Genomic DNA, 11,939 nt, shown 5'->3' on the forward strand with positions numbered 1-11,939 from the left:
CCGTAGGGATTTTTGATGGATATTCTCACCCTTGTAGGGCTCGTGGCTGGTGTCCTGATCGTCATTCTGGCGATGCTGGCCAATGCCTCCTTCCTGACGTTCCTGAACCTTCCGGGCCTCGCCATTGTGGTGGGCGGGACCTTTGCTGTAACCCTGATCAAGTTCCGCATGGCGTCGGTGATGAGCGCCTTCCGCCTGGCCATGTCTGCCGCGTTTACCGACCGCATGGCGCGGCCGGCGGAGCTGATCCGGGAAGTGGGCTCGCTGGCCATGGTGGTGCGCAAAGAGGGCATTCTGGGCCTGGAGAACCACCAGACGGATAATGAGTTTCTCCAGAAGGCGATCAATCTGTGTGTCGACGGCCACCCGCCGGAACTGGTGGAGGAGGCACTGGCCCAGGAAACCCAGCAGACCGCCGAGCGATACGAAGTGGCCGAGCGAGTGTTCCGGGGCATCGGCGAATCGGCCCCGGCCATTGGCATGCTGGGCACCCTGGTGGGTCTGGTACAGATGCTCAATACCCTGGATGATCCGTCCTCCATTGGCCCGGCCATGGCGATTGCCCTGCTCACCACCTTGTACGGTGCGTTTATTGCCCAGCTGATTGCCCTGCCCCTGGCCGACAAGCTGCAGCTGAAAGCCGAGGATGAGGCCCGCAACCAGATGCTGATCATCACATCCATCAAGAACATCATGCGCGGCGAGAACCCCCGGGTTATGACCGAGCTGCTGTCTTCGTTTGTCCACCCGGAGCAGCGCACCGGCCTGGCGCCGGAGCGGGAGGCCTGAGGGTTTGGAACTGGTCCAGAAGAAAAACAGGAAGCGTCTGCAGAACCAGACGCCGGCTTGGATCGTTACCTTTGCCGATCTGGCCACCCTGCTGCTGACCTTTTTCATACTGCTGTTGTCGTTTGCCGAAATGGACGTTGAGAAGTACCGGGCCATGGCCAATTCCATGGCGGTCGCTTTTGGCTCCAGCAATGTCCTGGCCGAGGATATCGGTGGTTCCCCGCTGACCATGATTGAATCCGAGACGGTATCCCTCCCCGAGCCAACGGAATCCCAGACGAGGGAGCCGGAGTTTATTGATGAACGCGCAGAGGGTGTCGCGCCCACCCAGATTCCGGGTGGTGTGATTGATCTGGCCAGCCGGATGATCCGGGAACTGGAATCGGAGGTGGCTTCCGAAGCTCTGAGTGTCAATTACGATCAGAACCAGGTTGTGATCCGCTTCTCCGAGGAAGCTACCTTCCGATCCGGTGAGGCCGCCATCAAGCCCGAGATGATCCCGATCATCGAACGGGTGGTCAACGTGCTGTCCGCCTGTACCGGCGATGTGTTGGTGTCCGGCTACACCGATGACCGGCCCATTTCCAGTGACCGCTACCGCTCTAACTGGGATCTTTCGGCGGCCCGTGCGGTGTCCGTGGTGCACGAGCTGGTGATGAACCGCCAGGTACCGGCCGAACGGGTGGTTGCGGCCGGGCGTGCCGAGACCAACCCGCTTGCGCCGAACGACACCCCGGAGAACCGGGCTCTGAACCGCCGGGTGGAAATTGCCATTCGCAATCCCGAATGCAACGACGAGGTGTCCACCGGCGACCTGCCCGTCGAAATCATGCCCTGAGCCTTATATCTGAGGCGTAGCTTCTCATTCGCAATCCATATAACTGTCCAGCTTTCAGGGCTTTATACTGTGCGCCCGATAATTGACTGGCACAGCGAAGCGAGAGAGCAACCATGAGTGGACCGGACAAGCCGAAAGTGATTGGCGAAGAATGGAGCGATGAGCGGGTCAGGAGTTTTCTGGATATCCGCCCCTGGGATGCCGCTGAAAATGCCGACTATAACGCTCTGTTGAAAGCCTACCAGGCCATGCGGGCGGAAGATTTCGAACGCTTTATCGGATTTTTCGTTGCCGAAGGACGGGATCTGAATGCCACCGGCCCGGACGGGGAAACCATTCTGGACCTGATCTCCAGGCATCGACGCAGTGTGGATTACGCCAGCGCGCTGGAAAACGCCGGTGCCAAAAAAACGACCGCAGCCGGAATCTGATCCCGGTGCAGTCGTGTGTTGTTGCCTGAGGTTGTCGGCGTTTACTGCACGTCGACTTCAATGGCCTTGGGCTCTTTTGGTTCGGCTTTCTGGAGCGTCAGGGTCAGCATGCCGTCCTTGAAGTTCGCCTTCACGCTATTCTCATCGACATTCTCTGGCAGCGTAAAGCGGCGCAGGAAGCTGCCGTAAAAACGCTCTATCCGGTGGTGCTTCTTGTCGTCGGTCTCGTTCTCACTCTTGCGTTCACCCTGAATGCTCAGAACGCCCTCGTGTACTGTCACCTTTACGTCTTCCTTTGACATGCCCGGCAATTCGGCCTCGATGGTAAAGGCCTCCGGGGTTTCCTTGATGTCCACAGCCGGAGCCCAGTCGCTGCGGCTGAACAGGTCTTTGCCTTCGCGCTCGCTTCCCGAGCGTGCCAGGCCGAACATGCGATTATAGCGATTCATCAGGTCTTCGAATTCATTGACCGGATTCCAGCGGGTAAGATTGCTCATAAGGAACTCCTCCTTTTAACGGAACGAATCTGGATGTTTGACATCAGCTTCGATCGCGGAACAGCTCCATGCCGGTGGCGCCAGCCGGATGGTTATCCGTGAACTTCTGCTAGTACCCAATGTAGGTTCAGCGCGGATGTTTTCAAGGGCGGGGTTGATGGAATTTTGATCAGGGTCAAATAGGGTTCAGAGTTCGCCGAAATGGCGGTGTAAAAACGGGCGGAATCGGCTCATGGTGGCTCCCGCTGTTTCCGGATCGGGCCGGATACCCGGTCGAAATCCCGGCAATTCGCCGGAAAGGAAGGGAGCTACCAGCGACGGATCAGCGCTTATGACATGCACAATGACATCCCGACTGGCGTCCTCACCCGTAATCAGTGGTGCCGGCTGATGGTCACCCAGAATGATCATCAGGGCGTCCTGCCTTAGATGGTGAGCGGCGAAACCTCCGGCAACTTCCAGGGCATAGGCAATTGCCTGCCCATAATGCTGGCGGACCCGATCCGGTTCCCGCCATAACGAAACCGGTGCCTCGCCAGCACCCTCCCAGTTCCGGAACACCTCTCCGTTGCCGATGCTTTGCCAGTCATCAAGCACCGGCAGGATCGGAACCCAGGGTGCGTGGCTGCTGATCAAGGCCAGTTCGGCGAACAGCGGCCCCTGGTGAGCTTCGCGGATAGCCTGAAACCGGTGCCAGGTGTACTGGTCGGGCATGGTGACCCAGTTAAATGGCGGCCCCTGGTAATCCAGATCATCGTGATCGTAGATCTGGTCGTATCGGAACAGTCGGCCCTCAGGCCAAGCCTGGGTGATAGCTGGCATTACGGCCACGGCTTTGTGCCCGGTGCTGCGGAAATCATCGATCAGAGTCGCGTAGCCGCTGCTGAGTAGTGTTTCGTAGGCAAGTTGGTTGTGAATCCACTGGCCACTGAGTACTGACAGGTGGCCCAGCCAGGACTGGCCACCCTGGATCGGCGACTGCAGCCTGCCGGTGGCGACCGTCAGCCCCGCCGCGTTGAGTGACCGGCCCATGGCTTCAAGGCCTGGGCTGACTATGGAACGGTAGCGCTCGTCAGTGACCGTGGAGACGCCGTAGGATTCAATAAACCCCAGAATCACGTCGGTTCGCGCCAGTCCAGGCAACGGAGTCGGTTGGTTTTCCCGCCCCGGTCGAGCGCTCAGCTCTTTGGCAAAGCTCCGGGTTGTCTGATGAGTGTGATTGATCAGGGAGGCCTGATTGGCAACAAAGGCCAGCGCCGGGCTACCGATCCACGGGGTCACGGCCCCGGCCAGGAACAGGCCTGACACCAGCCAGAGGGGGTTCCCCAGGCGAGCCGGAGAATGATGCGCCAGCCGTTGCAGTCCATGTTGAAATACCCAGCCTGTCCCGGCCACCACCGCAGCCAGGGCGACGAGAGCCAGCAACGCCAGAACGCCTCCCAGGTTGGTATCCAGCAGGTTCCAGGCCGCATCCAGCAGGCCAAGTTCCAGATAAAGGTTCAGCCCGCGGCCAAGACTTTCCCGAACCAGGGCATCTGCAAGAACAAGAAGCACCAGCAGCCCAAACAGAACGGCCAGCATCTGGGTGACGCGATACCGCTGTTCCGGCACCCTGAGCCCGCAAACGACGGCCCAGATGATCAGGGCTTCCAGGGAAAACCAGGGATTGTCCCCGGGCAATGCCAAGGCGGGCAGCAGCAATAACCCGTTCAGGATGAGCAGCCAGACCAGTATCAAGACGCTACCTCCACCCATGCCAGTTCCTCTCGGCGACGGGGCAAGGACACCGCTGCCGGGGAAGCACTTTCAACCGATTGCGCCATGCAGCCAAGCACGGCCCGCCAGGGCGATTCTGGAGTGGCATGCCAGGCCCGCCAATGCAGAGCTTCGAGGGCCTCCGGATGATTGCAGATCAGGCTGAGTTCCCGGTGAGTCAGGGCCTGTTTGCCTTCTGTGGCACAGCGATCGACCAGGCGTTCCAGTGCCCGTGCTTTTTTACCGGTCGCCGGCTGAGCACCAGATTGGGAAGCCCGGGCAAAGACTGGCGACAGAACCATCTGTTCGAACCAGCTCAACCTGCCTGGATCATGGTGAAGTGGGGATGTGGAATCGGCGAGTTCAATCACTCTTGTGATCTGACCATCCTCCGGCACTTGCAGCCAGGTATCTGTGCCGGGCTTTCGGCGCAGCCAACAGGCCAGGGCCGGTGCCAGAAACACCGGTGCCAATACCGGCAGGGCCCAGGGCGTCAGGGTTGGTGCCTGCCAGTGAATCAGTGCAAGGCCTGCGGCTGCTGAAAACAGAAGCAGGCCAAAGTTATGGAGGCGGAGGCCCGGACTGAGGCCGCCGGCTCTGTTCTGCCCCTGCCAGCCCACTTTTAGGTTCAGCAGAGCCCGGACCACATGAAGGGTGTGAATCAGCATCCGGATCGGGGCAAGCGCCAGCGCCGCCAGTGTTTCAATGAGGGTGTTGCCATAGAGCCTGAACAATTCGCCAAACGCGAGGGTTCGCCTGGCCAGCCCGTGGTCCGCCACGGCAAGAAGCCGCGGGCCGAAGAGTAGCAGTGCAGTTACGGCAACCAGCAGGCTGCCAGCACCAGAGCCGGCTTCGTTTGCGGCCATCACGCCGGGTAGCGCTGGCTCTGGCGTCGGTCCGGCCAACGCCACATAGCCCGATAAGCCCAGGAAAAGCAGCCAGAGCGGAGAAGCCAGATAGGAGAGAATACCGGTCAACAGGGCCATTCGGTGGGCCATTCGGATCTTGCCCATGGTTACCAATAGCCACAGGTGCTGGAGATTGCCCCGACACCAGCGCCGGTCGCGGATCAGGTCATCTTCGAGTGTCGGCGGTGATTCCTCGAAACTGCCGGCGATGGCCGGTTCCAGCCACACTTCGTAGCCTGCCCGGCCCATCAGTGCAGCCTCGATGAAGTCATGGCTGAGCACAGGCCCCCGGAACAGGCCGGGACCCCGAAGCTTGCGCAGTCCACAATGGGCCATAAACGGGGCTACCCGGATGATCGCATTGTGGCCCCAGTAAGTGGCTTCCCCCAGTTGGATGGCTGCCAGTCCGGCACTGTAGAGCCTGCCATAACAGCGGTTGGCAAATTGTTGCAGGCGGGCAAACCGGGTTTCTGCCCGGGCCAGGCGGGGTGTGGTCTGGATAATCCCCGCCTCGGGCCGGGCTTCCATGAGCTGTATCAGCCGGGTAATGCAGTTGGCACTGAGCAGACTGTCGGCATCCAGAACCACCATATAGCGGTAGCGTCGACCCCATCGACGCAGGAAATCGGCGATATTGCCGCTCTTGTAGTTCAGGTTGATGTTGCGCCGCCGGTAGAACAGCTGCTGACCAGGACCCAGCTCCCGACGTATTTGCTCGCAGGTCGCCTGTTCCTCCAGCCAGATGTCCGGGTCACGACTGTCCGAAAGCACGTAGAAATCCACAGCCCCGGCCTGCCCCTGTTGCTCGAGATCCTGAATGATCGCTTTCAAGCCACCGAGGGTATGCTGTACCGGTTCATGGCAGATGGGCATCACGACAGCGGTTGGGGCAGAGAGCGGCTCCGGGGCCCCTTTGGGCCTTACACGGCTGGAAAGGCTCCAGGGGTCGCCACCGAAACGAAGGACAACGAATCCGAAAACCGCCGTCCAGAAACCCACGCCAATCCAGGCAAACAACACCCCGAATACTATCAGCAATAGGGCGATTGTTCCGGAGCCGGCCTGGTCCGGGACAGTCTGGGCAAACAGAAATATGCCGGCCAGGGTCTGAGCGGCGACAAGGAGGACAAGCAGGAAGCGCCGCCGGAAGGCAATCGGGCGCCAGGAGCCAGCATTATTCACGGGGATACCCGATACTGGCCCGCGTTATCGGTGGCAGATGACGACCCACACGCGGCTCGGGCAGCGCAAACCACAGGGGCATATGCTCCAGTAATTGCCCGGGACTCAAGGCCGGTTTCTCAGCCCCGCGCGCCTGCAACATGCTGTACAACCGTGCCCGGGTTTCCGGGCCGGTATCATGGCCTGCAGCACGCAGGTACAGCAATGCTCGATCAAACGGTTCGTCCGATGTATCCACAAGGGTCTCCGGGATCCAAGGTTACCCCGAAACATACGGCTACGGCCTTGAGTTCAGACCACTGGCTTACTGATCGTTAAGGTACTCATCCTTCAGGCGGACGTAGTTGGCGGCGGTGTATTTGAAGAACCCCCGCTCCTTCTCGGTCAGCGCCCGGGCTTTTTTGCAGGGCGATCCCACATACAGATGCCCGGATTCCAGGGTTTTTCCCGGTGGCACCAGACAGCCCGCGGCAACAATCACCTCGTCCTCCACCACGGCGCCATCCATAATGATGCAGCCCATGCCCACCAGAACCCGACTGCCAATGGTGCAGCCATGCAGCAGCGCCTTGTGGCCCACCGTTACATCATCGCCAAGCGTGAGCGGATAACCGCCGGGGTTGTAGTCACTGGCGTGGGTGATGTGCAGAACTGATCCATCCTGAATGCTGCACCGATGCCCGATACGGATTTTGTGCATATCACCACGCACCACAGTCATCGGCCAGATGGAAACGTCATCGCCGGTTTCAACATCGCCAATCACCACCGCACTTGGATCTACCCACGCCCGTTCCCCAAAATATGGCGTGATACCCTTGTGTGAACGTATATTCGTCATTACATAGTACCTTTGAGGCGTTTTCTGCTCTGGAGTATGGAGCATCCGGGGGAAGCCTTTCCGAAACACGCTCCTTGCGGCACGTCCATGTGACGCTTGGGCTCCGCCATCCATGGCTCCGCACAGTTTCGGAAAGGCTTCCCCCGGATACTCCCCCAACGTTGGAGTCGCCTGAAATTACCTGAGATCTTACTAGCTGAGAAGGGGACCTATGAATAACCCGTTACTGACTGACGACCTGTTGCCGAAGTTTGACCATGTTCGCACTGAACACATGGAAACGGCAATTGACCAGATTCTCAGTGAAAACCGGATGAAAATCAGCCAAATCGCAGACCAGGACGATCCCACCTGGGAGACCCTGGCGCAGCCGATGCAGGCGCTGGACGACAAGCTGAGCAATGCCTGGTCGGTGATTTCACACCTGAACGGCGTGATGAACAACGACGAGCTGCGCAAGGTGTACAAGAACTGCCTGGAGAAGCTCACCGAGTACAGCACCGAGGTGAGCCAGAACGCGGCTCTCTGCAACGCCTACAAGAAGCTGGCCGAGCGAGACGACTTCAAGAACCTGAGCGAAGCCCAGCGCAAGTCTGTGGAAAACACCCTCCGGGATTTCCATCTGGGTGGTGTCGACCTGCCGGAAGACAAGAAAAAGCAGTATGCCGAGTTGTCCCGGGAGCTGTCCGAGCTGTCCAACAAGTTCAGCGACAACGTGCTGGATGCTACCCAGCACTGGTTCAAGCACATTACCGATGTAGATGAGCTGGCCGGGGTTCCCGAAACCGCCATTGAGAGCGCCAAGCAGGCTGCCCGCCAGAAAGAGCTGGAAGGCTATGTGATCACCCTGGATTTCCCCAGTTTCTATCCGGTCATGACCTACTGTGACAACCGGGATCTGCGCCGGGAAGTCTATGAAGCCTTTGTGACCCGCGCCTCCGACCAGGGCCCCGATGCAGGCCAGTGGGACAACACCCCGGTGATGGCGGAGATCCTCAAGCGCCGCCACGCCCAGGCCAAACTGCTGGGCTTTGACAACTACGCCGAGCGCTCCCTGGCCACCAAGATGGCCCGCAGCAGCGACGAGGTGCTTGGCTTCCTGAACCAGCTGGCGGCCAAGTCCAAGCCTCAGGCCGAGAAAGAGTTCGCCGAGTTGAAGGCGTTTGCCAACCATGAGTACGGCATGGACGATCTGCAGGCCTGGGATATCGGCTATTACAGCGAAAAGCTTCGCCAGAAGCGCTACGACATCTCTCCGGAAACCTTGCGTCCCTGGTTCCCGGTGAACAAGGTGGTGCCCGGACTTTTCCGTGTGGCTGAGAAGCTGTTCGATGTCCAGATTGAAGCGAAGCCGGAAGTGGAAACCTGGCACGAGGATGCCACTGCCTATTGCATCAGCCGCAATGGCGAGCCGTTGGCCTGGTTCTACCTCGACCTGTATGCCCGCCAGGGCAAGCGTGGTGGCGCCTGGATGGCCGATTGCCGCGTGCGCTGGCGCAACCTCCGTGGCCAGCTCCAGCTGCCGGTGGCCTTCCTGACCTGCAATTTCACCCCGCCGGTCAACGGCAAGCCGTCACTGCTGACCCACGATGAGGTCACCACCCTGTTCCACGAATTTGGCCATGGCCTGCATCACATGCTGACTCAGGTGGACGTGCTGGATGTGTCCGGCATCAACGGTGTCGCCTGGGACGCCGTCGAGCTGCCCAGCCAGTTCCTGGAAAACTGGTGCTGGAATCCGGAATCCCTGGGCCTGATCGCTTCGCACCACGAAACCGGTGAACCGCTGCCGGAAGACCTGCTGCAGAAACTGCTGGCGGCCAAGAACTTCCAGTCTGGCATGGGCATGGTGCGCCAGCTCGAATTCTCACTGTTCGACTTCCGCCTGCACGCGGAATTCACCGACGAAGCGCCCACCAACCCGCTGGATATGCATCGCAAGGTGCGCAGCGAGATTGCCGTGGTGGAAGCCCCGGAATTCAACCGCTTCCCCAACTCCTTCTCGCACATCTTTGCCGGTGGCTATGCCGCAGGTTACTACAGCTACAAGTGGGCGGAAGTGCTGGCGGCCGATGCCTTCTCACTGTTCGAGGAAAAAGGCATCTTCGACCCGGAAACCGGCAAGGCCTTCCTCCACAATATCCTGGAGAAAGGCGGCTCACAGGAGCCCATGGAACTGTTCAAGGCCTTCCGGGGCCGCGAACCGCAGGTGGATGCGCTACTGAAACAAACCGGCATCGCTGACGAAGCTGCCTGACGATAGCGAGGGTTGTTTGGCAGCCTTTGGAGCGGATCCGGCTGATGTCGGATTACGCTTTGCTAATCCGACCTACATGACGTTTCGATCCAGGCATGGCGGGAGCAAGTAGGTCGGGTTAGGCCAACGGCCGTAACCCGACAACCACTGCCCAAATATACGGGAGTTTTAAAATGGCGAGTCCAAAACGTTTTATCGCCGGCGCCGTCTGTCCCCGCTGCGCGGAGATGGACAAGATCATGATGTTCACCACCGACGACGATGACCAGGTACGCGAGTGCGTGGCCTGCGGCTTCACCGACGCGGTGTCAGATGCCGAACAACCGTCCAACCCCGAGCTCGAGACCCGGGTGAACAAGCGCAAGAACGAGGACGATCACACGGTCAAGCAGGTCGTGTTCTTCAAGTCTTCTGCCGACGACGAGTAAGCTGTTCTTCCTAGCCTGCAGGTTTGCGGGCGGAGAGGCCATGGGAATGCTTTTCTTCTGGGGAAAAGCAACTCGCTTCGCTCAGACATCTTTTCCCCGCCAGAAAAGCACACCCACACCCTCTCTACCTGACTCAAAAGATATTTCTTCAGAACAAGATCTTTTCAGCGATATCCGTGAGTTCTTATGTGAGGGGGCCGGATTATTTTTCCCGCCGGAAATTGATGTCTGAGCGCAGCGAGTTGCCATTTCCAAGGGAAAAATAATCCGGCCCCCTCGCAATTCCCCTCAACACGAAGGCTACGAGGGACGGCAAACTCCAAGCTCAGAGAACCATAGCCGCCAACCACCCAAAGCCAAGCAACGGCAGATTGTAGTGCAGGAACGTCGGCACCACGGTATCCCAGATGTGGTTGTGCTGGCCGTCGGCGTTCAGGCCGGCGGTGGGGCCGAGGGTGGAATCAGAGGCCGGGGAGCCGGCATCGCCCAGGGCGCCGGCGGTGCCAACGAGGGCCACGATGGCCAGCGGGCTGAAACCCAGTTGCAGGGCCAGAGGCACGTACAGGGCCGCGATAATGGGGATGGTGGAAAAGGACGAACCGATACCCATGGTGATCAGCAGACCCACCACCAGCATCAGCAGTGCGGCCATGGCCTTGTTCTCACCGATCACGCCCACGGAGCTGTCCACCAGGCTGGCGATTTCCCCGGTTTCCCGCATCACTTCGGCAAAACCCGACGCGGCGATCATGATGAAGCCGATCATCGCCAGCATCTTCATGCCCTCGGTGAACAGGTCGTCGGCCTCTTTCCAGCGCACCACACCCGACAGGTTGAAGAGCACGAAACCCGCCAGGGCGCCCAGGATCATCGAGCCCAGCCAGAGCTGCACCACAAAGGCGGTGACGATGGCCAACAGAGCCATAACCAGGGTGCGCGGGCTGTAGCTGGTGTCTACCCGCTCGGCTTTGGTGATGGTTTCCAGGTTGTAGGTGCGGCCACTGCGGTAGCTGAAAAAGACCGCGATCAGCAAGCCGCACAGCATGCCCAGTGCCGGCAGGGCCATGGCTTTCATGACGCTCAGGCCGGAGGCATCGACGCCGTTGGCGTTGATCTTGGCGATCAGGATTTCATTCAGGTAGATGCCGCCGAAGCCGACGGGCAGGAACATGTAGGGAGTGATCAGGCCGAAGGTCAGCACGCAGGCTACCAGGCGGCGGTCCATGTTCAGCTTTGCCATCACGTACAGCAGCGGCGGTACTACCAACGGTATGAAGGCAATGTGGATCGGCAGGATATTCTGGGACGAGATGGCAATGGCCAGCAGCAGGCCAATGATCAGGAAGCGGATGCCGTTAACGGCGGCGCCTTCTTCCTGGCGACCGACCAGGGCCAGGGCCTTGTCGGCAAGGGCGTGGGCCAGGCCGGACTTGCCGATGGCAACGGCGAAAGCACCGAGGGTGGCATAGGACAGTGCCACGGTGGCACCGCCGCCCAGGCCGCTATTGAAGGCTTCGATGGTGGCTTCCAGGGACATTCCTGCAATCAGGCCGCCGGATACGGCACCGATGATGAGGGCAACAACAACGTGAATGCGGCACAAACTCAGGACGAGCATGATGGCAACCGCAGCAACAACGGCATTCATGGCAAAACTCCGGGTAGGAATTAATGGTTTGTCCGGCCCCTTGTGGGGACCGGCATCATGAAAAGCGCGGTAATGTGCAGGAAATGATCGCGGTAGTCAAAGCGGTTGTGTAACGGTCAGGCTTCGTCGAGGCGGGCAAAGCGAGGCACCTGCTCTCCAGCGACCTCAACGGTTTCCCGGAACATGGTCAGCGGGCGCACCCAGAGGCTGTAGTCGCCGTAGAGGCAGCGGTAGACCACCATCTGCTCTTCGGTTTCACTGTGCCGGGCAACGCCGATGACTTCATAATCCTTGCCCTTGTAGTGTCGGTATTTACCCGGACGTATCTCGTTCTTGCGCTCGGTCATTATTGGCCTCAATGGATT

General features: G+C 59.6%; 13 protein-coding genes. 6 read left to right on the forward strand and 7 right to left on the reverse strand.

Features of this window, described 5'->3' with window-relative positions; genetic code table 11:
* Positions 1–15 precede the first annotated feature (15 nt).
* The 3 genes from ACO06L_RS14215 to ACO06L_RS14225 all read left to right on the forward strand — a co-directional run bounded on the left by ACO06L_RS14215 (position 16) and on the right by ACO06L_RS14225 (position 2,058).
* A complete protein-coding gene (locus ACO06L_RS14215) occupies positions 16–789 on the forward strand; it encodes a motility protein A (protein ID WP_202346270.1) in 774 nt (257 codons plus the stop codon).
* Positions 790–793: 4 nt separating this feature from the next.
* The gene (locus ACO06L_RS14220; protein ID WP_064229423.1) at positions 794–1,627 is read left to right on the forward strand and encodes a flagellar motor protein MotB; all 834 of its coding nucleotides are present in this window, start codon (positions 794–796) and stop codon (positions 1,625–1,627) included.
* A gap of 113 nt (positions 1,628–1,740) precedes the next feature.
* Entirely contained in the window at positions 1,741–2,058 is a 318-nt protein-coding gene (locus ACO06L_RS14225; protein WP_202346271.1) for a PA4642 family protein, read from the forward strand.
* A gap of 41 nt (positions 2,059–2,099) precedes the next feature.
* On the opposite strand, the gene ACO06L_RS14230 is transcribed toward ACO06L_RS14225, so the two are convergent.
* The 5 genes from ACO06L_RS14230 to ACO06L_RS14250 form a co-directional block, all read right to left on the reverse strand.
* Positions 2,100–2,555 carry an Hsp20/alpha crystallin family protein gene (locus ACO06L_RS14230; RefSeq protein WP_202346272.1) on the reverse strand — a complete coding sequence of 152 codons (456 nt, stop codon included), beginning with the start codon at positions 2,553–2,555 and terminating at the stop codon, positions 2,100–2,102.
* A 186-nt stretch (positions 2,556–2,741) separates the two neighbouring features.
* Positions 2,742–4,310, reverse strand: coding sequence for a sulfatase (locus tag ACO06L_RS14235; RefSeq protein ID WP_202346273.1), 1,569 nt, complete (start codon positions 4,308–4,310; stop codon positions 2,742–2,744).
* Positions 4,289–6,400: a glucans biosynthesis glucosyltransferase MdoH gene (gene mdoH, locus ACO06L_RS14240; protein ID WP_202346274.1), complete on the reverse strand. Its 2,112-nt coding sequence runs from the start codon at positions 6,398–6,400 to the stop codon at positions 4,289–4,291. The genes ACO06L_RS14235 and mdoH overlap by 22 nt, the downstream gene beginning before the upstream one ends.
* Entirely contained in the window at positions 6,393–6,638 is a 246-nt protein-coding gene (locus tag ACO06L_RS14245; RefSeq protein WP_202346275.1) for a hypothetical protein, read from the reverse strand. Before ACO06L_RS14245 ends, mdoH begins: the two co-directional genes overlap by 8 nt.
* 66 nt (positions 6,639–6,704) lie before the next feature.
* Positions 6,705–7,241, reverse strand: a complete 537-nt coding sequence (locus ACO06L_RS14250; RefSeq protein ID WP_064229419.1) for a gamma carbonic anhydrase family protein — start codon at positions 7,239–7,241, stop codon at positions 6,705–6,707.
* 211 nt (positions 7,242–7,452) lie between these two features.
* On the opposite strand from ACO06L_RS14250, the gene prlC reads away from it, so the two are divergent.
* The 3 genes from prlC to ACO06L_RS14265 all read left to right on the forward strand — a co-directional run bounded on the left by prlC (position 7,453) and on the right by ACO06L_RS14265 (position 10,158).
* Entirely contained in the window at positions 7,453–9,498 is a 2,046-nt protein-coding gene (gene prlC / locus ACO06L_RS14255) for an oligopeptidase A (RefSeq protein WP_202346276.1), read from the forward strand.
* A 173-nt stretch (positions 9,499–9,671) separates the two neighbouring features.
* A complete protein-coding gene (locus ACO06L_RS14260) occupies positions 9,672–9,926 on the forward strand; it encodes a YheV family putative zinc ribbon protein (protein ID WP_041645867.1) in 255 nt (84 codons plus the stop codon).
* A gap of 40 nt (positions 9,927–9,966) precedes the next feature.
* A complete protein-coding gene (locus tag ACO06L_RS14265) occupies positions 9,967–10,158 on the forward strand; it encodes a hypothetical protein (protein WP_146162204.1) in 192 nt (63 codons plus the stop codon).
* A gap of 93 nt (positions 10,159–10,251) precedes the next feature.
* Here ACO06L_RS14265 and ACO06L_RS14270 read toward each other — a convergent pair whose 3' ends face one another.
* Together ACO06L_RS14270 and ACO06L_RS14275 are read right to left on the reverse strand one after the other, a co-directional pair.
* Complete coding sequence (locus tag ACO06L_RS14270; RefSeq protein WP_064229416.1) at positions 10,252–11,574, reverse strand: Na+/H+ antiporter family protein; 1,323 nt, start codon at positions 11,572–11,574, stop codon at positions 10,252–10,254.
* A 116-nt stretch (positions 11,575–11,690) separates the two neighbouring features.
* Positions 11,691–11,921, reverse strand: coding sequence for a DUF1653 domain-containing protein (locus ACO06L_RS14275; RefSeq protein WP_064229415.1), 231 nt, complete (start codon positions 11,919–11,921; stop codon positions 11,691–11,693).
* Between the last annotated feature and the right edge of the window lie 18 nt (positions 11,922–11,939).

Source organism: Marinobacter sp., from assembly GCF_965229985.1.
Taxonomy (GTDB): domain Bacteria; phylum Pseudomonadota; class Gammaproteobacteria; order Pseudomonadales; family Oleiphilaceae; genus Marinobacter.

Bases quoted from the DNA above. Each gene is read 5' to 3' on its own strand.
- ACO06L_RS14275 (WP_064229415.1), bottom strand. From the start codon at position 11,921: ATGACCGAGCGCAAGAACGAGATACGTCCGGGTAAATACCGACACTAC.
- ACO06L_RS14265 (WP_146162204.1), top strand. From the start codon at position 9,967: ATGGGAATGCTTTTCTTCTGGGGAAAAGCAACTCGCTTCGCTCAGACA.
- prlC (WP_202346276.1), top strand. From the start codon at position 7,453: ATGAATAACCCGTTACTGACTGACGACCTGTTGCCGAAGTTTGACCAT.
- ACO06L_RS14215 (WP_202346270.1), top strand. From the start codon at position 16: ATGGATATTCTCACCCTTGTAGGGCTCGTGGCTGGTGTCCTGATCGTC.
- ACO06L_RS14235 (WP_202346273.1), bottom strand. From the start codon at position 4,310: ATGGGTGGAGGTAGCGTCTTGATACTGGTCTGGCTGCTCATCCTGAAC.
- ACO06L_RS14270 (WP_064229416.1), bottom strand. From the start codon at position 11,574: ATGAATGCCGTTGTTGCTGCGGTTGCCATCATGCTCGTCCTGAGTTTG.
- ACO06L_RS14230 (WP_202346272.1), bottom strand. From the start codon at position 2,555: ATGAGCAATCTTACCCGCTGGAATCCGGTCAATGAATTCGAAGACCTG.
- ACO06L_RS14225 (WP_202346271.1), top strand. From the start codon at position 1,741: ATGAGTGGACCGGACAAGCCGAAAGTGATTGGCGAAGAATGGAGCGAT.
- ACO06L_RS14260 (WP_041645867.1), top strand. From the start codon at position 9,672: ATGGCGAGTCCAAAACGTTTTATCGCCGGCGCCGTCTGTCCCCGCTGC.
- ACO06L_RS14250 (WP_064229419.1), bottom strand. From the start codon at position 7,241: ATGACGAATATACGTTCACACAAGGGTATCACGCCATATTTTGGGGAA.